The sequence below is a fragment of the Kitasatospora sp. NA04385 genome (assembly GCF_013364235.1).
GTDB lineage: Bacteria > Actinomycetota > Actinomycetes > Streptomycetales > Streptomycetaceae > Kitasatospora.
The window spans coordinates 1,721,588-1,744,288 of the sequence record NZ_CP054919.1 but is presented as its reverse complement, the minus strand read 5'-3'; the positions used below and the strand labels follow the sequence as shown (position 1 = coordinate 1,744,288).

Below are 22,701 nucleotides of genomic sequence, written 5' to 3'. Positions count from 1 at the left end.
TCAACGGGGAATCACGACGCATGCGCACGTTGTTGTGCCCACCGTCCACCGCCTTCCGGGAGGGTCGATGAGCACGCCGACAGTGCCGCGCGAGCGCACCGCCGTGGTCGTCGGCGGCGGCCTGGCCGGCATCACCGCCGCCCTCCGCCTCGCCGACGCGGGCGTGCGCACCACCCTGCTGGAGGCCCGTCCCCGGCTCGGCGGACTGGCCTTCTCCTTCAAGCGCGGCGAACTGACCGTCGACAACGGCCAGCACGTCTACCTGCGCTGCTGCACCGCCTACCGCGGCCTGGTCGACCGGCTCGGCGCGAACGCCCTGGTCGACCTCCAGCCCCGGCTGGACGTGCCGGTGCTCTCCGTCGCCCCCGACGGCACCCGCCGCCTGGGCCGGCTGCGCCGCGCCGACCTGCCCGTCCCGCTGCACCTGGCCGGCAGCCTCGCCGCCTACCGGCACCTCGGCCCGGCCGACCGGCTGCGGGTGGTGCGCGGCGCGCTCGCCCTGCAGCGGCTCGACCTCGCCGACCCGGCGCTGGACGACCTCTCCTTCGGCGAGTGGCTGCGCCGGCACGGCCAGACCCCGGCCACCGTGGCCGCCGTCTGGGACCTGGTCGGCGTGGCCACCCTGAACGCCACCGCCGACCGCACCTCGATGGCGCTGGCCGCGATGGTCTTCAAGACCGGCCTGCTCTCCGAGGCGGGCGCCGCCGACATCGGGATGGCCAACGTCCCGCTCGGCGAGATCCACCACGACCGGGCCGCGGCCGAACTGGAGCGGGCCGGCGTCCGGGTGCTGCTGCGCACCAGGGCCGCCGAGCTGAAGGCCGCCGAGCAGCACGCCGTCCGGCTGGAGGGCGGCGAACTGCTCACCGCCGACACCGTGGTGCTGGCCGGCGCCCAGGACACCGCGGCCGCCCTGCTGCCGTCCGGCGCGATCCCGGCCCAGCACCGGCTGACCGAGCTCGGCACCGCCCCGATCCTCAACGTGCACGCGGTCTACGACCGGCCGCTGATCCGCCGCCCGTTCTTCGCGGCGCTCGGCTCCCCGGTGCAGTTCGTCTTCGACCGCACCCGGCACTCCGGCCTGGACGTCCCCGGCGCCCAGTACCTCGCCGTCTCGCAGTCCGCGGTCGAGGACGAGATCGACCTGCCGGTCGCCGAGCTGCGCGCCCGCTACCTGCCGGAGCTGGAGCGGCTGCTGCCCGCCGCCCGCGGCGCCCGGGTGCTGGACTTCTTCGTCACCCGGGAGCGCACCGCGACGTTCGACCCGGCGCCCGGCACCGCCGCGCTGCGCCCCGGCGCGCGCACCGGGCTGCCCGGCGTCCTGCTCGCCGGGTCCTGGACGGCCACCGGTTGGCCAGCGACCATGGAGGGTGCGGTGCGCAGCGGACACGCTGCGGCCGACGCCGCCCTGGCCGGCCACGGCCGGCTCCCGGTCGACCGGGGGGACGGGCGGTGGCCCCGATGACGCCGAGCCCCCGCCCCCCGACCACTGACACCGCACCAGTCCGGCCGCCCGCCGCGGTCGGCCGGACGTACCGAGAGGGAACGCACGTGGAGGCACGCACCGGCTCGACGGTCGAGGACACCCCGACCGTCCTGGACCTGCTGGCGCGCGGGCGCACGCTCTGCACGCCGCCGATGCGCGCGGCCGTCGCCCGTTTGGCGGCACCGATGGACACCGTCGCCGCCTACCACTTCGGCTGGATCGACCGGGACGGCAAGCCCGCCGCGGGCGACGGCGGCAAGGCCGTGCGCCCGGCGCTGGCCCTGCTGTCGGCCGAAGCGGTGGGCGCGAACGCGCAGGTGGGCGTACCCGGCGGCGTGTCGGTCGAGCTGGTGCACAATTTCTCCCTCCTCCATGATGACCTGATGGACGGCGACGAGACGCGCAGGCACCGGGCCACCGCCTGGACGGTGTTCGGCCCGGCGCAGGCCGTGCTGGTCGGCGACGCGCTGGCCACCCTCGGCACCGAGGTCCTGCTGGACGCCGCGGTGACCGGCGGGGCCGACCCGGCCGACGCCGCCCGCGCGGTCCGGCTGATCACCACCGCCACCCGGCGGCTGATCGACGGCCAGGCGCTGGACGTCTCCTTCGAGCAGCGCGACGCGGTGACGGTCGAGGAGTGCCTGGCCATGGAGGGCGGCAAGACCGGCGCCCTGCTGGCGGCCTCGGCGGCGATCGGCGCGGTGCTGGCCGGCGCCGACGACCGGGTGTCCGACGCGCTCCAGCGGTACGGCCACCACCTGGGGCTCGCGTTCCAGGCGGTGGACGACCTGCTGGGCATCTGGGGCGCCACCGAAGTGACCGGAAAGCCGCACTGGAGCGACCTCCAGTCGCGGAAGAAGTCGCTGCCGGTGTGCGCCGCGCTGGCCGAGGGGGGCGCCGCCTCCCGCGAGCTGGCCGCACAGCTGGCCGACCCGACCGGCCGCGGCGAGGAGAGCGAGCAGGTGCTCGCCGCCCGCGCCGCGCTGATCGAGAAGGCCGGCGGCCGGGCCTGGACGCAGGAAGAGGCCCGCCGCCAGTACGACACCGCCCTCGCCGCGCTCGGCGAGGTGCCCATGGCCGACGAGGTGCGCGAGCACTTCGTCGCACTCGCCGAATTCGTGGTGGTCAGAGAGAGGTGACGTAAGAGTGACAGCAACCGCGGGTGGAAGGCTCGGACCCCAAACCTCAGTTGCAGTAACACGATCTGACGATTCCTCACCAGTGGCGGCGCTCAGCCGCGCCACCGCGCACCTGCTGTCACTCCAGCACGCCGACGGCTGGTGGAAGGGCGACCTGGAGACCAACGTCACCATGGACGCCGAAGACCTGCTGCTCCGGGAGTTCCTCGGAATCCGCACCGAGGAGCAGACCCGGGCCACCGCGGCCTGGATCCGCTCCCGGCAGCGGGAGGACGGCACCTGGACCACCTTCCACGGCGGCCCGCCCGAACTCTCCACCACCGTCGAGGCGTACGTGGCCCTCCGGCTCGCCGGGGACGCCGCGGACGCCCCGCACATGCGGGCCGCCGCCGCCTTCGTCCGCGAACGCGGCGGCATCGCCGCCAGCCGGGTGTTCACCCGGATCTGGCTCGCCCTGTTCGGCTGGTGGCCCTGGGAGGAGCTCCCCGAGCTGCCCCCCGAGGTGCTGTTCCTGCCCAGCTGGGCACCGCTGAACATCTACTCCTTCGGCCAGTGGGCCCGGCAGACCATCGTCCCGCTCACCGTGGTCTCCGCGCACCGCCCGGTCCGCCCCGCCCCGTTCGGCCTCGCCGAACTGCACACCGACCCGGCCGACCCGTACCCGCGCCGGCCGCTGGCCCCCGCGCACAGCTGGGACGGCCTGTTCCAGCGCCTCGACCAGCTGATGCACCGCTACCGCCGGCACGCCATCAAACCGCTGCGCCGCCTGGCGCTGCGGCAGGCCGCCGCCTGGATCGTCGAACGGCAGGAGGCCGACGGCTGCTGGGGCGGCATCCAGCCGCCCGCCGTCTACTCGCTGATCGCGCTGCGGCTGCTCGGCTACCGGCTCGACCACCCGGTGATGAAGGCCGGACTCGCCGCCTTCGACTCCTTCACCGTCCACACCGAGGACGGCAAGCGCTGGCTGGAGGCCTGCCAGTCCCCGGTCTGGGACACCTGCCTGGCCGCCATCGCGCTGCGCGACGCCGGACTGCCCGGCGACCACCCCGCCCTGGTCCGGGCCGGCGACTGGATGCTCGGCGAGGAGATCACCACCCGCGGCGACTGGGCCGTCAAACGCCCCCGGCTGGCCCCCGGCGGCTGGGCCTTCGAGTTCCAGAACGACACCTACCCGGACGTCGACGACACCGCCGAGGTGGTCCTCGCGCTGCGCCGGATCGACCACCCCGACCGCGAGCGGCTGGCCGGCGCGGTCGAACGGGCCGTCGACTGGAACCTCGGCATGCAGTCCAAGGACGGCGCCTGGGGCGCCTTCGACGCCGACAACACCAGCAAGCTCCCCAACCGGCTGCCGTTCTGCGACTTCGGCGAGGTCATCGACCCGCCCTCGGCGGACGTCACCGCGCACGTGGTGGAGATGCTCGCCGAGACCGGCCGCATCCGCGACCCGCGCACCCGGCGCGGCGTCGTCTGGCTGCTGCGCCACCAGGAGGCCGACGGCTCCTGGTTCGGCCGCTGGGGCACCAACTACATCTACGGCACCGGCTCGGTGGTGCCCGCCCTGATCGCCGCCGGGGTGAGCCGCAACCACTCCTCGGTCCGCCGCGCCGTCGCCTGGCTGGCCGACCGGCAGAACCCGGACGGCGGCTGGGGCGAGGACATGCGCTCCTACGAGGACCCGGCCACCTGGGCCGGCCGCGGCGAGTCCACCGCCTCGCAGACCGCCTGGGCGCTGATGGCGCTGCTGGCCGCCGGCGAGCGCGACTCCGCGGCGGTCGAGCGCGGCATCGGCTGGCTCACCGCGACCCAGCGCCCCGACGGGACGTGGGACGAACCCCAGTTCACCGGCACCGGATTCCCCTGGGACTTCTCCATCAACTACCACCTGTACCGCCTGGTCTTCCCGGTCACCGCGCTCGGCCGCTACGTGCAGGACGCCCCGCTCGGCCAGGGGGGCGGACGATGACCGCCCCGCTGCTGGTGCTGTGCGCGCTCGCGCCGGAGGCCTGGGCGCTGCGCGGCGGCGACTGGTCCGGCGCGGCCGGCGGCCCCCCGGTGCTGGCCCGCACCGGCATGGGCCGCAAGTCCGCCGGCGACCGGGCCGCCGCGCTGCTCGACGCGGGCGGCTACGGCGCGCTGCTGGTCGCCGGGTTCGGCGCCGCGCTCGGGCCGGGGGTGCGCTCCGGCGAGGTGATCGTCGCCGACCGGGTCACCGACGCCGAGGGCGGCGACCACCCGCTGGCCTCCGCGCCCGCGCTGGCCACCGCCCTGGAGGAGGCGGGCCTGCGGGCCCACCTCGGCACCCATCGCACCGCCGACCACGTGGTGCGCGGCGCCGAACGGGCCCGGCTGCACNCCGGGGGCGCGCTCGCCGTCGACATGGAGGCCGCCGCCGTGCTGGCCGCCCGGGCCGCGTACGCCCCCGACCTGCCCGCCGCCGTGCTGCGGGTGGTCGTCGACACGCCCGAGCGGGAACTGATCCGCCCCGGCACCCTGCCGGCCGGGGTGCGCGCCTGGCGGGCCCTGCGCGCCGCCGTCCCCGCCCTCACCGCGTGGCACCGGCAGGCCGTCGCCGCGCCCGCCCCGCCGACGAACCCACAGCCCTCGACGCTCCCCCAGGAGGCGAGCTAAGTCATGGCCATGCCGTTGCGTCAGACGATCCGCGTGTCCACCTACCTCATGCAGCAGAAGATCAGGCGACGGGACAAGTTCCCGCTCATCGTCGAGCTGGAGCCGCTGTTCGCCTGCAACCTCAAGTGCGAGGGCTGCGGGAAGATCCAGCACCCGGCGGGCGTCCTCAAGCAGCGGATGCCGGTCGCCCAGGCGGTCGGCGCGGTCCTGGAGTGCGGCGCCCCGATGGTCTCCATCGCCGGCGGCGAGCCGCTGATGCACCCCCAGATCGACGAGATCGTCCGCCAGCTGGTGGAGCGCCGCAAGTACGTCTTCCTGTGCACCAACGCCCTGCTGCTGCGCAAGAAGCTCGACAAGTTCACCCCTTCGCCGTACTTCACCTTCGCCGTCCACATCGACGGCCTGGAGGAGCGGCACGACGCCTCGGTGGCCAAGGAGGGGACGTTCGCGGAGGCCGTCGAGGCGATCAAGGAGGCCAAGCGGCGGGGCTTCCGGGTCACCACCAACTCGACCTTCTTCAACACCGACACCGCGCAGACCGTGGTCGAGGTGCTGGACTTCCTCAACGACGACCTCAAGGTCGACGAGATGATGATCTCCCCGGCCTACGCGTACGAGAAGGCCCCCGACCAGGACCACTTCCTCGGCGTCGAGCAGACCCGCGAGCTGTTCCGGAAGGCCTTCGCGGGCGGCAACCGGCGGCGCTGGCGGCTCAACCACAGCCCGCTGTTCCTCGACTTCCTGGAGGGCAAGGTCGACTTCGAGTGCACCGCCTGGGGCATCCCCAACTACTCGCTGTTCGGCTGGCAGCGCCCCTGCTACCTGATGTCCGACGGCTACGTCCCCACCTACCGCGAACTGATCGAGAAGACCGACTGGGACAAGTACGGCCGCGGCCGCGACCCGCGCTGCGACAACTGCATGGCCCACTGCGGGTACGAACCGACCGCCGTGCTGGCCACCATGGGCTCGCTCAAGGAGTCCATCCGGGCCGCCCGCGAGACGCTCGCCTCGCCCAAGCCGGTCTGACCCGGCGTCAGAGCGGCCGCCCGTACCCCCTACGGGCGGCCCACGCCGACAGGCGACCGCGACCGCCGGGCCGCAGGCTGGACACCGACAGTCCACGCACACCGAACCAGCCGGAGGGGTACGCCATGCCACTGCTGAGCCGGATCACCGGGCCCGCCGACCTCAGACGACTGCGCCCCGAACAGCTCCCGCCGCTCGCCGACGAGATCCGCGACTTCCTGATCGACGCCGTCACCCGCACCGGCGGCCACCTCGGCCCCAACCTCGGCGTGGTCGAACTCAGCATCGCCCTGCACCGGGTCTTCGACTCCCCGCACGACCGCGTCCTGTGGGACACCGGGCACCAGAGCTACGTCCACAAGCTGCTCACCGGCCGGCAGGACTTCAGCCGGCTGCGCGCCAAGGACGGGCTGTCCGGCTACCCCTCGCGCGCCGAGTCCGAGCACGACCTGATCGAGAACTCGCACGCCTCCACCGCGCTCGGCTACGCCGACGGCATCGCCAAGGCCAACCAGCTGCTCGGCGTCGACCGCTGCACCGTCGCCGTGATCGGCGACGGCGCGCTCACCGGCGGCATGGCCTGGGAGGCGCTCAACAACATCGCCGAGGCCGAGGACCGCCCGCTGGTCATCGTCGTCAACGACAACGAGCGCTCCTACTCGCCCACCATCGGAGGCCTCGCCCACCACCTCGCCACCCTGCGCACCACCAGGGGCTACGAGCGCTTCCTCGCCTGGGGCAAGGACGCCCTGCACCGCACCCCCGTGGTCGGCCCGCCGCTGTTCGACGCGCTGCACGGCGCCAAGAAGGGCTTCAAGGACGCCTTCGCCCCGCAGGGCATGTTCGAGGACCTCGGCCTGAAGTACCTCGGCCCGATCGACGGCCACGACATCGCCGCCGTCGAACAGGCGCTGCGCCAGGCCCGGCACTTCGGCGGCCCGGTCATCGTGCACTGCCTGACCGTCAAGGGCCGCGGCTACCGGCCCGCCGAGCAGGACGAGGCCGACCGCTTCCACGCGGTGGGCCCGATCGACCCGTACACCTGCCTGCCGATCTCCCCGTCCGCGGGCGCCTCCTGGACGTCCGTGTTCAGCCAGGAGATGCTCGCCCTCGGTGCCGAGCGCCCCGACCTGGTCGCCGTCACCGCCGCGATGCTGCACCCCGTCGGGCTCGGGCCGTTCGCCGCCGCCCACCCCGGGCGCACCTACGACGTCGGGATCGCCGAGCAGCACGCCGTGGCCTCCGCCGCCGGGCTGGCCACCGGCGGGCTGCACCCGGTCGTCGCGGTCTACGCGACCTTCCTGAACCGGGCCTTCGACCAGGTCCTGATGGACGTGGCGCTGCACCGGCTCGGCGTCACCTTCGTGCTCGACCGGGCCGGGGTCACCGGCAACGACGGGGCCTCGCACAACGGCACGTGGGACATGTCGATCCTCCAGGTCGTCCCCGGGCTGCGGCTGGCCGCCCCGCGCGACGCCGACCGGCTGCGCGAACAGCTCCGGGAGGCCGTCGCCGTCGAGGACGCCCCCACCGTGGTGCGCTTCCCCAAGGGCGACCTCGGCCCGGACGTCCCGGCGATCGAGCGGATCGGCGGCGTCGACGTGCTGGCCCGCACCGGCCCCAGCCCCGACGTGCTGCTGGTCGCCGTCGGTGCGATGGCCCCCGCCTGCCTGGACGCCGCCGCGCTGCTCGCCGCCGACGGCATCACCGCCACCGTCGTCGACCCGCGCTGGGTCAAGCCGGTCGACCCCGCGTTGGTCGCGCTGGCCGCCGAGCACCGGATGGTGGTCACGGTCGAGGACAACGGCCGGGCCGGCGGCGTCGGCGCCGCCGTCGCCCAGGCGATGCGGGACGCCGAGGTCGACACCCCGCTGCGCGACCTGGGCGTCCCGCAGGAGTTCCTGGCGCACGCCTCGCGCGGTGAGATCCTCGAGGAGATCGGACTCACCGGCACCGGCGTCGCGGCCCAGACCGCCGCCTACGCCCGCCGCCTGCTGCCCGGCACGCGGAGCGGCGCCCAGGAGTACCGGCCCCGGGTGCCGCGCAAGTAGCCACCGATTGGAGCGAACCAGCGTGACCCAGGCCGAACCGCTCGACCTCGCCGCCCTGCTCGACGCCCGGGGCGGCGAGCGCTACGAGCTGCACGCCCGCTACCTCAACCCGCAGCTGCCCCGGATGCTGCACACCATCGGTTTCGACCGGTACTACGAACGCGCCAAGGGTCCGTACTTCTACGACGCCGAGGGCAACGAGTACCTCGACATGCTCGCCGGGTTCGGCATCTTCGCGCTCGGCCGGCACCACCCCGCCGTCCGGGCCGCGATCGAGCAGGTGATGGAGCTGGAGACGGCCGACCTGACCCGCTTCGACTGCTCCCCGCTGCCCGGCCTGCTCGCCGAGCAGCTGATCGCCCTGGCCCCCGGGCTCGACCGGGTGTTCTTCGGCAACAGCGGCACCGAGGCGGTCGAGACGGCGCTCAAGTTCGCCCGGTACGCCACCGGCAGGCGCCGCGTCCTGTACTGCGACCACGCCTTCCACGGCCTCACCGCCGGCTCGCTCTCCGTCAACGGCGAGGGCGGCTTCCGCAAGGGCTTCGACCCGCTGCTGCCCGACACCGCCGTCCCGCTCGGCGACCTGGACGCGCTGCGCAAGGAGCTGAAGAAGGGCGACGTCGCGGCGCTGATCGTCGAGCCGATCCAGGGCAAGGGGGTGCTCGCCCCGCCGCCCGGCTGGCTGGCCGCCGCCCAGGAACTGCTGCACGCCCACAAGGCGCTGCTGATCTGCGACGAGGTGCAGACCGGCGTCGGCCGCACCGGGACCTTCTTCGCCTACCAGGCCGAGGAGGGCGTCCACCCCGATCTGGTGTGCGCCGCCAAGGCGCTCTCCGGCGGCTACGTGCCGATCGGGGCGACGCTGGGCAAGTCGTGGATCTTCGAGAAGGTGTACTCCTCGATGGACCGCGTGCTGGTGCACTCCGCCAGCTTCGGCTCCAACGCCCAGGCGATGGCGGCCGGCCTGGCCACCCTGCACGTGATGCGGCAGGAGGGCGTGGTGGAGAACGCCGCGAAGGTCGGCGAGCTGTTCCGGTCCCGGCTGGCGGCGCTGACCGAGCGGTACGAGCTGCTGGCCGAGGTGCGCGGGCGCGGGCTGATGATCGGCATCGAGTTCGGCCGTCCCAAGTCGCTCAAGCTGCGCACCGGCTGGACGGCGCTCCAGGCGGCCCGCAAGGGCCTGTTCGCGCAGATGGTGGTCGTGCCGCTGTTGCAGCGGCACCGGATCCTCACCCAGGTCTCCGGCGACCACCTGGAGGTGATCAAGCTGATCCCGCCGCTGATCGTCACCGAGAAGGAGGTCGACCGCTTCGTCGACGCCTTCACCGAGGTGATGGACGACGCCCACCGCGGCAGCGGCCTGATGTGGGACTTCGGCCGCACCCTGGTCAAGCAGGCGGTCGGCTCGCGCTGACCCGCGGCGCTCAGAGCTCGGTGCGGCGGCGGCGGACCACCACCCACAGGTCCGCCGCCGCGACCGCGGTCAGCACCCCGCAGCCCACCGCGAACACGGTCAGCGTCCCGCTGCTCGGCGCGCCGTGCGCCGGGGCCAGCGCGGCCCACACCGCGAAGCCCGCCGTGCACAGCGCGAAGAACGGCAGGAACAGCACCGACAGCAGGAACCGCAGCTTCAGGTCACTGCGCGCGGTGGCCGGTTCCGTTCCGCTCAGCCACACCTTCGGCGTTCTGGCCCGCCGCATACGCAACCGCCTCCCTCGTACCCTTCCAGCCTAGGACTGTTCGGGAACGGGGGAGGCGGTACGAGGTGGAGGACCGGATGGACGACCGGCTGGAGGACTACCCGGGGCTGCGCGAGGAGCCGGCCCGGGCGCTGGCCGCCGAGCGGGGCTGGCGCACCGTGCGGGTGGTGGCCCCGGACGCGCTGCTGACCATGGAGTACCGCTCGGACCGGCTCAACCTGACGGTGCGGGACGGCACCGTGGAGCGCGCCTGGACGGGCTGAGGGCGGACCGGCAGCGGGCGGGCCGGGACGCCGGGGGCCGGCCACGACGGGCGGGGCCGGGCCGCGGGGCCGGGCGGGCGAAGCGGCCCTCCCGGTGCCAGGCCGCCAGCACCCGCCGGTCCAGCGCGGCGACGGCCGGCTCGGCCAGCGGCAGCGCGAGCAGCACCAGCGCGCCCGCCGCCCAGCCCGCGAACACGTCCGAGATCCAGTGGGTGCCCAGGTAGACGGTGGTCAGCCCGATCGAGGCCGCGGTGAGCGCCGCCAGCGCCGCGCCGGTCCGCCGCCAGCGGGTCGCCAGGTAGGCCAGCACGCCCCAGGTGACCACGGCGTTCGCGGTGTGCCCGGAGGGGAAGATGCTGCCGCCGGAGAACAGCTCGGGCGAGCCCACGTAGTGCGCGTAGTGCGGGCCGAGCCGGCCGGTCAGGATCTTCACCCCGCCGACCGTGACGTTCAGCAGCAGCAGCGCCGAGCCCATCATCAGCAGCGGCCGCGCCGAGTGGGAGCGGTAGCAGCGCCAGCCCAGCCACAGGCAGGCCGCGATCGCGGTCGGGCCGCGCTGCCCCGCGACCACCCAGATGTCCAGGTACGGCAGTGCCTCGGGCCACTGCTTGTACGGCCGCAGCTGCTGGAGCGACCAGTCCAGGTCGACCAGCGGGGAGTCGCACAGGATGGCCAGCACCACCACCAGGTAGAGCAGCCCGACCAGGCCGAAGAGCACGGCGTGCCGTCGGCTGATCGGCGGAAGAACGGATTCCGTCGTTCCGTTTGAAGCTCCGTGACCGGAACGGACCGAAACCGTGCGCGGTGCGGTCGATATCTGCTGCTCGGGTGATTCGGGCTTGGCTGGCACGGCCTCGACATTACCGGGCGGCCCCGGGGTGCCCGGGCTATTCGGGGCATCTGTCACCCGCCGGTGACGTGTCGTACCCGTTTTCTCCATAGCGGCAGTTCAGGACGGGCGCGAAGGAGCGGGAAAGGGGGCGGGAAGTGGGGGAAATCACGCTCCCGGGCGTCCTCGGGGGCCGCATTCGGGCGGTTTCTCCAATTGGCCCGGGGGTAGTGCGGGAACGAATCAGCGGCCGATTTCCCGTGACCCAGGTCACTTCCGGGTCGCTCCGGGGAAATCGGCCGCCGCTTCGAACGGGCGTCGCCGGGCTCAGGGCAGCAGTCGCTCGACGGCCGCCGCGCCGTGCTCCTCCAGGTCCTTCTTGGCCTTCTCGACCAGCTCCGGGGTCGGGGTGCGGCCCGAGGCCATCACCAGGTCCTCGGGGTCGACGGGGTTCTCCGCCCCGGTGTGCAGCAGGTTGTCCGGCGTCGGCATGGACTCGCTGTCCGTGGAATCGGTCATCAAGATCCTCCGTGGGTGGAGCGCCGCGGGGCCCGGGCCGGCCCCCGCGGCGGGGCGCGCCCGCCGCCGGGCCGGCGGCGGGAGGTCTGCCATCGAGTCTGGACCCGGCCCCGGGGCGGCGCACCACGAGCGCGCCGCCGGTCGAGCGCGCCGCCGGTCAGTCGAGCGGGCCGCCCGCGACGTAGATCACCTGGCCGGAGACGAAGCCCGCGCCCTCGGAGGCCAGGAAGGAGATGGTGTGCGCGATGTCCTCCGGCGTGCCGACCCGCTGGACCGGGATGGCGGAGGCGGCGGCCTGCTTGAAGGCCTCGAACTCCATGCCGACCCGGGCCGCGGTGGCCGCGGTCATGTCGGTGGCGATGAAGCCGGGGGCGACCGCGTTGGCGGTGACGCCGAACTTGCCGAGCTCGATGGCCAGGGTCTTGGTGAAGCCCTGCAGGCCGGCCTTGGCGGCCGAGTAGTTGGCCTGGCCCCGGTTGCCCTGGGCGGAGGAGGAGGACAGGTTGACGACCCGTCCGAAGCCGGCCGCCACCATGTGCTTCTGCACCGCGCGGGTCATCAGGAAGGCGCCCCTGAGGTGCACGTTCATCACGGTGTCCCAGTCCGACTCGGACATCTTGAACAGCAGGTTGTCGCGCAGCACGCCGGCGTTGTTCACCAGCACCACCGGCGCGCCGAGCTCGGCGGCGATCCGGTCCACCGCGGCCTGCACCTGCTCGGCGTCCGAGACGTCTGCGCCGACGGCCAGCGCGCGGCCGCCCGCGGCCTCGATCGCCTCGGCGGTGCCCTTGGCGGTGGACTCCTCCAGGTCGACCACGGCGACGGCGTAACCGTCCGCGGCCAGCCGGAGCGCGGTGGCCGCGCCGATCCCGCGGGCCGCACCCGTCACCACGGCCACCCGCGCCGGAGTGCCGGCGGTCACGGACGTGCTCTGCTCGGTCATCTTCGTACTCGTCTCTCTCGAAGTCGGACGACGGGACCGGCGCGGGCCGGCGACCCGTTGATGAGAAATAAATGAGTTGCGCAGCGCGCAGCGCGGCAACCTTACCGATGAGTAGGATTTCCGGCCAGGGGCAGCGCCGCAGGTGACAGAGGGTGAGGGCGAAAAGCGGCCGAGCGGGTGAACCAGGTTGGGCGTGGTCCCGACATACGGGGGAAATATGCCAACTTCGCCGAACCTGCGACTACTCTGCGCCCCTACCTGCCGGTCCAGGCCGACCGTTTGTATAGTGTGCGCCAGCAGCCACCGGCTGCACGGCCGGCGCGTCCTCTCTCACAGCGGGATGCTCACTCGCCGTTACTGCCCCGCTCGGGTGTCCCACACACACCCGGGCGTGACACCGGGACGGATTTCATGGTGCTGGGGGAGATCCCGACAACCCGCGTGCCCGGCCGACTGCAGCAGTCGCCCGGACACCTCATTCGCGTGGCCCAGCAGGTGCACACCCGCTTGTGGTCCGAATACGTCGGTACCGAGCTGACGGCTCCGCAGTTCGCGGTGCTGCTGGTACTGGCACTGGAGCCCGGAGCCGATCAGCGCACGGTCGGCGAACGGGCCTCGCTCGACAAGGCGACGATGGCCGAGATGGTCGCCCGGCTGGTCCGGCGGGGCCTGGTGCTCCGCCGCAGGGACCCGGCCGACGGCCGGCGCAAGCTGCTGGCGCTCTCGCAGAACGGCGCGCAGGCCGTCCGCGAGGCGACCGGCGGCGTGGTCCGGGTCCAGCGGACCCTGTTCGAGCCGCTGAGCCCGGACGAGCAGCTGGAGATCGTCCGGGTGATGGCCCGGATAGCCCGGCTGGAACCGGGGGCCGTCGCCGTGGTGGCGGACGCCCGGCCGACGCTGGACGCCCAGCGGGCCATCGGCTACCTGATCCGGGTCGCCCAGCAGGTGCACACCAAGCTCTGGTCGGAGAAGGTCGGCACCGAGCTGACGGCTCCTCAGTACGCGGTGCTGGACGCGCTGGAGACCGAGCCGGGCGCCGACCAGCGCACGGTCGGCGAGCTCGCCTCGCTGGACAAGGCGACGATGGCCGAGATGGTCAGCCGGCTGGTCCGGCGCGGCCTGGTGCTGCGCCGCCGCGACCCCTCGGACGGGCGCCGCAACCTGCTCTCGCTCTCCCCGACCGGCCAGGAGCTGCTGCACCGCTCCACCGCCGGGGTCCGCGAGGTCCAGGAGGCGCTGCTCGCCCCGCTGGAGCCGCACGAGCACGTGCACGCGCTGACGCTGCTCGCGAAAGCGGCCCGGCTGTAACGATTCTGCAAAGCGCTGCCCGACCGTTCGGGTGGCGATCCGCCCCGGCCGGTCACGCGGCACCGCCCGGGGCGCACGGAAGGGGCCGGCACCCGAGCGGGTGCCGGCCCCTTCCGTCGTCCGCCGCCCCGGCCCGCTGACGCGGCGTCAGCGCACCGGGATACTGCGTGTGGTGACGGAGCGTCAGTTCCAGTCGAAGTCGGCCGGGTCCGGGCCGATCCGCCGGCCGGTGGCGATGCCGGCCACGGCCGCCAGGTCCTCGGCGTCCAGCTCGAAGCCGGTGACGTCCAGGTTCTCCCGGATCCGGGCGGGGGTGACCGACTTCGGGATGGCGATCACGCCGGACTGCAGGTGCCAGCGCAGCACCACCTGGGCCGCGGTGCGGCCGTGCTTGGCGGCGACCGCCAGCAGGGCGGGCTCGGCCAGCAGGTCCTTGCCCTGGCCCAGCGGGCTCCAGGCCTCGGTGGCGATGCCGTGCTCGGCGTGCAGCTCGCGCAGCTCGGTCTGCGGGAAGTACGGGTGCAGCTCGACCTGGTTGAGGGCCGGCTTCACCTCGGCCTCCTTCAGCAGCAGCTCCAAGTCCGGCACGCGGAAGTTGGAGACGCCGATCGCCCGGACCCGGCCCTCGGCGTGCAGCTGCTCGAAGGCGCGCCACACGTTCAGGAAGGCGTCGCCGTGCATCGGGCGCGGCCAGTGGATCAGGTACAGGTCCAGCACGTCCAGGCCGAGGCGGCCGAGCGAGGCGTCGAAGGCGCGCAGCACCCGGTCGCGGCCCTGCTCGCCGGACCAGTCGACGGTGCCCGAGTTCCACAGCTTGGTGGTCACGAACAGCTCGTCGCGGGCGACGCCGGACTCGGCGATCGCCCGGCCGGTGCCTGCCTCGTTCTCGTAGATCTCGGCGGTGTCGACCGAGCGGTAGCCGGCCTCCAGCGCGGTGCGCACCGCGGGGACGGCCTCCGCGTCCGGCACCTGCCAGACGCCGAAGCCGAGCTGCGGGATCCGCACGCCGTTGTTCAGCGTGATCGAGGGGATCGGGGGTACTGCGGGGGTGCTGGTCACGGGAAGGGGCGCCCTTCGGTTGTGCTTCTGCTTCCGGAGCGCTGGCAACGGCCGTCGGCACTGGCTTATTCCCGCCGTTCGGGAGTTCCCCGGAACGGATGAAAGCGGATGGGGACGGCGGCCGGATCGGGCCGATCCGCCGGAAAACCCGTTGCGTGCGTCACACCGCGGCGGTCAGGCTCACCGCATGTGACGAGCCGACCACCCGATCCGCCGCACCCCTCCGACGCGCCGCGCCCCACCGGGCCCGGCCGGACGACCCCGCCCGCACTCCGCCGGACGGGCCCGTCCCCTCCGTCCCGCCCTGCCCCGTCCCACCCCGCAACGGAGCGACCATGCCGCTCGTCCCCCTGCCGCTGCCCGATCCCGGCAGCCCCGACCTCAGCTCGCCGCGCGGCTTCCTGCGCTGGCTCGGCCGCGCCCAGCGCCGGGGCCGACTGCTCGCCACGCTGTGGAGCACGCTGGAGCTCGGCTCGATGGCCGCGCTGCCCGTCGCGGTCGGCCGCGGCGTCCAGGCCGTCGTCGACCACGACACCCGGGGCCTGCTGGCGGCCGGCCTGCTCGCCCTGCTGCTGTCCGCCCTGCAGACCGCGATGACGGTGCTGGTGCACCGCCAGGTGGTGTGGAACTGGATCCAGGCCGCCTCCCAGATCCGCCAACTGGTGGCCCGTCAGGCCTCCGCGCTCGGCGGCGGGCTGAGCCGGCGGATCGCCACCGGCGAGATCGTCGCCGTCTCCAGCGGCGACGTCGAGAAGATCGGCTGGTACGTCGAGCTCACCGCCCGGCTGTACGGCGCGGTGCTGGCCTGGCTCGGCGTCAGCGCCGTGGTGCTGTGGCGCCAGCCCGGCCTCGGCCTGGCCGTGCTGCTCGGGGTGCCCGTGCTGGCCGCCGCGGTGTGGCCGCTGCTCGGGCCGTTCGAACGGCGCTACACCGAGCAGCGGGCGCTCGGCGGCAAGGCCTCCGAGCTGGCCGCCGACACGGTGGCCGGGCTGCGGGTGCTGCGCGGCATCGGCGGCGAGGAGCTGTTCCTGCGCCGGTACCGGGCCGCCTCCCAGCGGGTCCGCGCCGCCGCCGTCCGCACCGCCCGCACCTGGGCGCTGATGCAGGCCCAGGAGGTGCTGCTGCCCGGCCTGTTCGTCATCGGGGTCACCTGGTACGGCGTCCGGCTCGCCCTCGACGGCTCGATCGGCGTGGGCAAACTGATCGCCGTCTACGGCGCCACCGCCTTCCTCGCCGCCCCGCTGCGGGTCATCGGCGAGGCCGCGCACGCCTGGAGCGTCGCCCGGGTCTCCGCCGGGCGGGCGGTGAAGGTGCTCTCGCTGGCCAGGGACGGCGAGGCGCCCGACGACACCCCGCCGGACGCCGGGGCCGGGGCCGAACTGCTGCGCCGGGCCGCCCGGTCGGACCTGCACGACCCGGTCAGCGGCCTGACCGCCCGGGCCGGGCGGCTGACCGCCGTGGTCTGCGGGGACCCGGACGCGGCGGGCGAGCTGGCGGCCCGGCTCGGGGGCCGGCCCGTGCTCGCCGAGGGGCAGGCCGCCCGGCCCTCCGTCCGGCTCGGCGGCGTCGAACTGGACGGGGTGCCGCCGGCCGTCGCCCGGGCCGCGGTGCTGGTCCACGACAAGGAGCCGGTGCTGCTCTCCGGCACGCTCGCCGAACTGCTCGACGTCCCCCGCTCCGGCCGGGTCGAACCCGCCGAGGCACTGGCCGCGGCCCGCGCGCAGGACGCGCTGGAGGCGCTCGTCGACGGCTCGCCCGAGTGCGCGGGAGACCCGATGGCGGCCCGGATCACCGAACGCGGCCGCTCGCTCTCCGGCGGCCAGCGCCAGCGCCTCGCCCTGGCCCGCTCGCTGGTGGCCGACCCGCCGGTGCTGGTGCTGGACGAACCGACCAGCGCGGTCGACGCCCACACCGAGTCGCGGATCGCCGCGGGCCTGCGCGAGGTGCGCTCCGGGCGCACCACGGTGGTCTTCGCCACCAGCCCGCTGCTGCTCGACCGGGCGGACACCGTCCTGCTGCTCCGGCAGGGCCGGGTCGCCGCCGCGGGCACCCACCGCGAGCTGATGGCCGGCGAACCGCGCTACCGCGCCGTCGTCACCCGGGAGGAGACCGCGCCGGACACCCCGGGCGGCCGGGGCGCGGCGGTCCCGGGCGCGGCCGTCCCGGGCGCGGTCCTCCCGGGCGCGGTCCTCCCGGGCACGGTCGTTCCGGGCGCGGTCCTCCCGGAGCCGGCGGAGGCCCCGGCGGGCTCCGGGCCGACGGGAGGCGCGCAGTGACCGGGCAGTTGTGCCCCCGGACGACCGGGCAGCCGTGCCCCCGCACGACCGGGCGTCCGTACGTCCACCGAAACCGAAGGAGTGCGCAGTGAAGCCCCCGAAGATCCACGAGCAGGAGCCGGCCACCACGCTGCCGGTCGGCTCCGCCACGGCCGTGCGGGCGTACGGGCGGATGCTGCTGCGGCGCCACCGCGGCGGGCTGGCGGGGGTGGTGGCCCTGCACGGGACGGCGACGGTGGCGGGGCTGGTCGGGCCGGCCGTGCTCGGCTCGCTGGTGGAGTCGCTGGCGACGGACGGCGGCGGGCGGGTGGCCGCCGCGATCGGGTGGTACCTGGCCGCGCTGGTGGTGCAGTCGGTGTTCACCGGGCTGTCGCTGCTGCGCGGCAGCGTGCTCGGCGAGGAGGTGCTGGCCGACCTGCGGGAGGACTTCCTGGTCCGCGCGGTGGCGCTGCCGCTGGGCGTGCTGGAGCGGGCCGGCACCGGGGACCTGGTCTCCCGGGGCACCACGGACATCGACCGGCTGGCCCGCTCGGTGCGCGACGCGGTGCCCGAACTGGTGGTCGCCGTGGTCTCGGTGGTGCTGGTGCTCGGCGCCCTGGTGGTGACGTCCCCGCTGCTGGCCGCCACCGCCGTGCTCGGCCTGCCGCTGCTGTTCCTCACCTCCAGGTGGTACTTCCGGCGGGCCCCGCAGTCCTACCGCAGCGAGTCGGCCGGGTACGCGGCGGTCAACACCGTGCTCGCCGAGACGGTCGACGCCGGGCGGACGGTCGAGTCGCTGCGGCTGGGCGAGCACCGGGTGGAGCTGGCGGACCGGAAGATCCGCGAGTGGATCTCCTGGGAGCGGTACACCCTGTGGCTGCGCAGCGTCTGGTTCCCCACCGTGGACGGCACCTACGCGCTGGCCGTGCTCGGCACCCTGGTGCTGGGCGGCCTGTTCGCCCTGCACGGCTGGGTCAGCCCGGGCCGGCTGACCACCGGCGTGCTGTACACCCAGGCCCTGGTGCACCCGGTCTCCCGGCTGCTGCGCTGGTACGACGAACTCCAGATCGGGCAGGCCTCGCTGGCCCGGCTGGTCGGCGTCCGCGAGGTCGTCGAACCGGAGACCGACGCGGCGCTGCGCCCGGACGGGCGCCGGGTCGAGGCCCGGCAGGTCAGCTTCGGCTACCGCGAGGGGGCGGACGTGCTGCGCGACATCACGCTGGACGTCGAACCGGGCAGCCGGGTCGCCCTGGTCGGGCCGTCGGGGGCGGGCAAGTCGACGCTCGGCCGGCTGCTGGCGGGCATCTACGCGCCGGGCCGGGGCCGGGTCACGCTCGGCGGGGCGCAGCTGTCGCGGATGCCGGCCGAGCGGGTGCGCACCGAGGTCGCGCTGGTCAACCAGGAGCACCACGTCTTCGTCGGCACCCTGCGGGACAACCTGCACCTGGCCCGGGCGGACGCCGACGACACCGAGCTGCGCGCCGCGCTCGCCGCGGTCGACGCCGAGGGCTGGGCGGACGCGCTGCCGGACGGCCTGGACACCGAGGTCGGCTCCGGCGGCACCGCGCTGACGCCCGCCCAGGCCCAGCAGCTGGCGCTGGCCCGGCTGGTGCTGGCCGACCCGCACACCCTGGTGCTGGACGAGGCCACCTCGCTGCTCGACCCGCGGGCCGCCCGGCACCTGGAGCGTTCGCTGTCCCGGGTGCTGGCCGGGCGCACGGTGGTGGCGATCGCCCACCGGCTGCACACCGCGCACGACGCCGACGTGATCGCGGTGGTCGAGCAGGGCCGGATCACCGAGTACGGGTCGCACCCGGAGCTGGTGGCCTCCGGCGGGCCGTACTCGGCGCTCTGGCGGTCCTGGCGGGACGAGCGGTAGCGGGTGCCGGGCCGCCGGTGTGACGATCGGCCGGGGGTGACGCGGACGGGTGAATGGCCCGCGGCGGCGGGGTGGCGAGGCGGTCGGCGGGTGGTGGGCGGGCGCAGACTGCGGGGGTGACCAAGACATCAGGTGGTTCTCCGACGGGCGCCCGGCGCAGTGAGATCGCGGGCATCCCGACCCGGTACATCGGCATCGGCGTCATCGTGGTGCTGGCGATCTGGTTCCTGTTCGCCAACCTGGAGAAGGTGAGGATCCAGTTCTGGGTGTTCACCGTCACCTGCCCGCTGTGGATCGCGCTGTTGGCGACGCTGCTGGCCGGGGCGGCGCTGGGCTGGCTGCTGAAGGGGCGGCGCGACAGGTGACGGCCGAGGGGGAGGGGACCGGGGCGGCCGCCGCGGGCGGCCCGGTCGGGGAGCCGCTGATCGAACTGCGCGGGGTGAACAAGCACTTCGGGGACCTGCACGTGCTGCAGGACATCGACCTGACGGTGGGTCGGGGCGAGGTCGTGGTGGTGATCGGCCCGTCCGGGTCGGGGAAGTCCACGCTGTGCCGGGCGATCAACCGGCTGGAGACGGTGGAGAGCGGCACCATCCTGATCGAGGGCCGGCCGCTGCCCGCCGAGGGCAAGGGGCTGGCCCGGCTGCGCGCCGAGGTGGGGATGGTGTTCCAGTCCTTCAACCTGTTCGCGCACAAGACGGTGCTGCAGAACGTCACGCTGGCCCAGCTCAAGGTCCGCAAGCGGGGGAAGGCCGAGGCGGAGGCCAAGGGCCGGCAGCTGCTGGAGCGGGTCGGGCTGGCGGCGCACGAGGCCAAGTACCCGGCGCAGCTGTCCGGCGGCCAGCAGCAGCGGGTGGCGATCGCCCGGGCGCTGGCGATGGACCCGAAGGCGCTGCTGTTCGACGAGCCGACCTCGGCGCTCGACCCCGAGATGATCAACGAGGTGCTGGAGGTCATGCGCGCGCTGGCCGCCGAGGGCATGACCATGGTGGTGGTCACCCACGAGATGGGCTTCGCCCGCTCGGCCGCCAACCGCGTGGTGTTCATGGCGGACGGGCGGATCGTCGAGGACCGCGTCCCCGAGGAGTTCTTCGCCGACCCGCGCAGCGAACGGGCCCGGGACTTCCTCTCCAAGATCCTGAAGCACTGAGGCGGCGGGCTTGAGGAAACACACCGCACCGCCCGGGCCCGTCCTGCCCGTCCTGCTCGCCGTGCTGACCGCGCTCGCCGTGCTGGCGGGCTGCGGGAAGGAGGGCACCCCGCCGCCGAAGGGCCCGCAGGCCGGCGCGCTGCCGAGCTACCAGGTGCGCAGCGGCGACACCGTCACCGGCTCGCCGACCCTGGACGCGGCCCGCGCCCGCGGCCACCTGGTGGTCGGCGCCAAGGAGGACCAGCCGTACCTGGGGGAGAAGAACCCGGCCACCGGCGAGTACTCCGGCTTCGACATCGAGATCGCCAAGATGGTCGGCGCCGACCTGGGCTTCGCCCCCGAGCAGATCGAGTTCCGCACCATCGCCTCCGCCAACCGCGAGACGGCGCTGCAGAACGGGCAGGTCGACTACTACGTGGGCACCTACACCATCAACGACAACCGCAAGAAGCTGGTCGGCTTCGCGGGCCCGTACTTCATCGCCGGGCAGGCCCTGCTGGTCCGCAAGAACGAGACGAAGATCGACGGCCCGCAGGACCTGACCGGGCGGAAGGTCTGCTCGGCGGCCGGGTCGACCCCGTACCAGCGGATCCAGAAGGACTACCCGCAGGCGAAGCTGATCGGCTACGACACCTACTCGGCCTGCGTGGACAACCTGATCACCGGTCAGGTCGACGCGGTGACCACCGACAACGCGATCCTGCAGGGCTACGCGGCGAAGGTGCCGGACGAGCTGAAGATGGCCGGGCAGCCGTTCTCCACCGAGCCGTACGGCATCGGCGTGCCGAAGAACGACACGGTGCTGCGGCTGGCGCTGGACGACGCGTTGCAGCGGCACGAGCAGAACGGCGACTGGAAGCGGGCGTACGACGCGACGCTCGGTCTGTCCGGAGTGCCCGCGCCCGAACCGCCGGCCATCGACCGGTACCGGTAGGAGGGAGGAGGACAGGTGCACGTCCTGACCGACAACTGGTCCACGTACTGGCACGGGTTCCTCGGCACGCTGTGGCTGACCCTGGTGAGCGCGGCGCTGGCGCTGGCACTCGGGGTGGTGGTCGCGGGGTTCCGGGTCTCGCCGGTCAAGCCGCTGCGGGCGTTCGGCACCGGGTGGGTGACGGTGCTGCGCAACACGCCGCTGACGCTGCTGTTCTTCATCGTGGTGCTCGGGCTGCCCCGGTTCGACATCACGCTGCCGTTCTTCACCTTCGCGGTGCTCGCGCTGGGCTGCTACACCTCGGCGTTCGTCTGCGAGACGCTGCGCTCCGGGGTGAACACGGTGCCGGTCGGGCAGGGCGAGGCGGCCCGCAGCCTGGGCCTGACGTTCACCCAGACGCTGGGCCTGGTGGTCCTGCCGCAGGCGTACCGCTCGGTGGTCGCCCCGCTGGGCAGCGTGATGATCGCACTGGCGAAGAACACCGCGATCGCCGGGTCGTTCAGCGTGGTCGAACTGCTCGGCACCTACCGGACCATCAACGAGCTGGGCTACAGCATCGTCTGGACCTTCGTCTGGATCGCGGTCGGCTACCTGGTCCTGACGCTGGCGATCAGCGCCCTGTTCAACCTGCTGGAACGACGGGTGGCGGTGTCCCGATGACGGTGGAGTCCTCCGCGCTGTACGACGTCCCCGGCCCGAAGGCGCTGGCCCGGCACCGGCTGTACGGGTGGCTGGCGCTGCTGGCGATCGCCGCGGTGGTCGGCTGGGTGGTCTACATGCTGTTCCACACCCAGCAGTTCACGTACCAGAAGTGGATGCCCTTCGAGTACAAGGGCGTCCAGGAGCTGCTGCTGCGCGGGCTGGGCAACACCCTGAAGGCCTTCGGCTGGACGGCGCTGTTCGCCCTCCCCTTCGGCGCGCTGTTCGCCGCCGGGCGGCTCTCCGACCACCGGGTGGTGCGCTGGGCGTCGACCGTGGTGGTGGAGTTCTTCCGGGCGATGCCGCTGCTGGTGATGATCTTCTTCATCTTCGTGGCGCTCAAGGCGCCGCCGATGTGGGCGCTGGTCGCCGGGCTGACGCTGTACAACGGCTCGGTGCTGGCCGAGGTGTTCCGGGCCGGGGTGCTCGCGGTGCCCAAGGGGCAGCGGGAGGCGGCGTACGCGCTGGGGCTGCGCAAGACCCAGGTGATGGCGTACGTGCTGGTGCCGCAGGCGAACCGGGCGATGCTGCCGACCATCGTCAGCCAGCTGGTGGTGGCGCTGAAGGACACCTCGCTCGGCTTCCTGATCACCTACGAGGAGTTCCTGCACGCCGGGAAGCTGATCGCCACCAACCTCGACTACGACCTGCCGTTCATCCCGGTGGTGATGGTGATCGCCCCGGTCTACATCGGCATGTGTCTGCTGCTGTCCTGGTTCGCCAAGTGGCTGGAGCGGCGCGGGCGGCGCAGCCCGAAGGTGAAGGGCGGCGCGCCGGTCGCCCCGGCCGGGCTGACGCCCGATCCGCAGGGGTAGCGGACGGTGACC

The 22,701-nt window shown here is 73.8% G+C and carries 21 protein-coding genes; 16 read left to right on the top strand and 5 right to left on the bottom strand.

Annotated features, from left to right (window positions below; translation table 11 throughout):
- The first annotated feature begins 67 nt into the window (after positions 1-67).
- From hpnE to HUT16_RS07485, 7 genes are all read left to right on the top strand, one after another.
- Complete coding sequence (hpnE, locus tag HUT16_RS07515) at positions 68-1,465, top strand: hydroxysqualene dehydroxylase HpnE (protein WP_176186665.1); 1,398 nt, start codon at positions 68-70, stop codon at positions 1,463-1,465.
- 86 nt (positions 1,466-1,551) lie between these two features.
- On the top strand, positions 1,552-2,625 hold the full coding sequence (locus HUT16_RS07510; RefSeq protein WP_176186663.1) for a polyprenyl synthetase family protein: 1,074 nt from the start codon (positions 1,552-1,554) through the stop codon (positions 2,623-2,625).
- An 82-nt stretch (positions 2,626-2,707) separates the two neighbouring features.
- A complete protein-coding gene (shc, locus tag HUT16_RS07505; RefSeq protein WP_254897685.1) occupies positions 2,708-4,591 on the top strand; it encodes a squalene--hopene cyclase in 1,884 nt (627 codons plus the stop codon).
- Positions 4,588-5,256, top strand: a complete 669-nt coding sequence (locus tag HUT16_RS07500) for a 1-hydroxy-2-methyl-2-butenyl 4-diphosphate reductase (protein WP_176186659.1) — start codon at positions 4,588-4,590, stop codon at positions 5,254-5,256. The genes shc and HUT16_RS07500 overlap by 4 nt, the downstream gene beginning before the upstream one ends.
- A gap of 3 nt (positions 5,257-5,259) precedes the next feature.
- Positions 5,260-6,285, top strand: coding sequence for an adenosyl-hopene transferase HpnH (gene hpnH, locus HUT16_RS07495; protein ID WP_176186657.1), 1,026 nt, complete (start codon positions 5,260-5,262; stop codon positions 6,283-6,285).
- Between the two features lie 125 nt (positions 6,286-6,410).
- Entirely contained in the window at positions 6,411-8,336 is a 1,926-nt protein-coding gene (dxs, locus tag HUT16_RS07490; RefSeq protein WP_176186655.1) for a 1-deoxy-D-xylulose-5-phosphate synthase, read from the top strand.
- A 22-nt stretch (positions 8,337-8,358) separates the two neighbouring features.
- Positions 8,359-9,750: an aspartate aminotransferase family protein gene (locus HUT16_RS07485; protein WP_176186653.1), complete on the top strand. Its 1,392-nt coding sequence runs from the start codon at positions 8,359-8,361 to the stop codon at positions 9,748-9,750.
- Positions 9,751-9,760: 10 nt separating this feature from the next.
- On the opposite strand, the gene HUT16_RS07480 is transcribed toward HUT16_RS07485, so the two are convergent.
- A complete protein-coding gene (locus HUT16_RS07480; protein WP_176186651.1) occupies positions 9,761-10,036 on the bottom strand; it encodes a DUF6343 family protein in 276 nt (91 codons plus the stop codon).
- A 77-nt stretch (positions 10,037-10,113) separates the two neighbouring features.
- On the opposite strand from HUT16_RS07480, the gene HUT16_RS07475 reads away from it, so the two are divergent.
- Positions 10,114-10,299, top strand: coding sequence for a hypothetical protein (locus HUT16_RS07475; protein ID WP_176186649.1), 186 nt, complete (start codon positions 10,114-10,116; stop codon positions 10,297-10,299).
- Here the strand turns inward: HUT16_RS07475 and HUT16_RS07470 are convergent.
- From HUT16_RS07470 to fabG, 3 genes are all read right to left on the bottom strand, one after another.
- The gene (locus tag HUT16_RS07470) at positions 10,250-11,017 is read right to left on the bottom strand and encodes a phosphatase PAP2 family protein (RefSeq protein WP_368662674.1); all 768 of its coding nucleotides are present in this window, start codon (positions 11,015-11,017) and stop codon (positions 10,250-10,252) included. The two genes, HUT16_RS07475 and HUT16_RS07470, sit on opposite strands and share 50 nt — an antisense overlap.
- A 438-nt stretch (positions 11,018-11,455) precedes the next feature.
- Complete coding sequence (locus tag HUT16_RS07465; protein ID WP_176186645.1) at positions 11,456-11,647, bottom strand: hypothetical protein; 192 nt, start codon at positions 11,645-11,647, stop codon at positions 11,456-11,458.
- 157 nt (positions 11,648-11,804) lie between these two features.
- Complete coding sequence (gene fabG / locus HUT16_RS07460) at positions 11,805-12,590, bottom strand: 3-oxoacyl-ACP reductase FabG (RefSeq protein WP_176186643.1); 786 nt, start codon at positions 12,588-12,590, stop codon at positions 11,805-11,807.
- 507 nt (positions 12,591-13,097) lie between these two features.
- Between fabG and HUT16_RS38005 the strand changes: the two genes are divergently transcribed.
- Complete coding sequence (locus HUT16_RS38005) at positions 13,098-13,898, top strand: MarR family winged helix-turn-helix transcriptional regulator (RefSeq protein ID WP_254897684.1); 801 nt, start codon at positions 13,098-13,100, stop codon at positions 13,896-13,898.
- A gap of 183 nt (positions 13,899-14,081) precedes the next feature.
- On the opposite strand, the gene HUT16_RS07445 is transcribed toward HUT16_RS38005, so the two are convergent.
- Positions 14,082-14,957 carry an aldo/keto reductase gene (locus HUT16_RS07445; protein ID WP_176186641.1) on the bottom strand — a complete coding sequence of 292 codons (876 nt, stop codon included), beginning with the start codon at positions 14,955-14,957 and terminating at the stop codon, positions 14,082-14,084.
- Between the two features lie 335 nt (positions 14,958-15,292).
- Between HUT16_RS07445 and HUT16_RS07440 the strand changes: the two genes are divergently transcribed.
- The 7 genes from HUT16_RS07440 (at position 15,293) to HUT16_RS07410 (ending at position 22,689) form a co-directional block, all read left to right on the top strand.
- Positions 15,293-17,233 carry an ABC transporter ATP-binding protein gene (locus HUT16_RS07440; protein WP_176186639.1) on the top strand — a complete coding sequence of 647 codons (1,941 nt, stop codon included), beginning with the start codon at positions 15,293-15,295 and terminating at the stop codon, positions 17,231-17,233.
- Positions 17,234-17,321: 88 nt separating this feature from the next.
- A complete protein-coding gene (locus tag HUT16_RS07435) occupies positions 17,322-19,091 on the top strand; it encodes an ABC transporter ATP-binding protein (RefSeq protein WP_176186637.1) in 1,770 nt (589 codons plus the stop codon).
- 116 nt (positions 19,092-19,207) lie between these two features.
- On the top strand, positions 19,208-19,456 hold the full coding sequence (locus HUT16_RS07430; protein WP_176186635.1) for a lipopolysaccharide assembly protein LapA domain-containing protein: 249 nt from the start codon (positions 19,208-19,210) through the stop codon (positions 19,454-19,456).
- A gap of 56 nt (positions 19,457-19,512) precedes the next feature.
- Positions 19,513-20,241 carry an amino acid ABC transporter ATP-binding protein gene (locus HUT16_RS07425; protein WP_176192539.1) on the top strand — a complete coding sequence of 243 codons (729 nt, stop codon included), beginning with the start codon at positions 19,513-19,515 and terminating at the stop codon, positions 20,239-20,241.
- Positions 20,242-20,251: 10 nt separating this feature from the next.
- Positions 20,252-21,175 (top strand): glutamate ABC transporter substrate-binding protein, encoded by a 924-nt coding sequence (locus HUT16_RS07420; protein WP_254897683.1) that lies wholly within the window; start codon positions 20,252-20,254, stop codon positions 21,173-21,175.
- A 15-nt stretch (positions 21,176-21,190) separates the two neighbouring features.
- On the top strand, positions 21,191-21,835 hold the full coding sequence (locus tag HUT16_RS07415; protein WP_176186633.1) for an amino acid ABC transporter permease: 645 nt from the start codon (positions 21,191-21,193) through the stop codon (positions 21,833-21,835).
- Complete coding sequence (locus tag HUT16_RS07410) at positions 21,832-22,689, top strand: amino acid ABC transporter permease (RefSeq protein WP_176186631.1); 858 nt, start codon at positions 21,832-21,834, stop codon at positions 22,687-22,689. Before HUT16_RS07415 ends, HUT16_RS07410 begins: the two co-directional genes overlap by 4 nt.
- Positions 22,690-22,701: the final 12 nt, after the last annotated feature.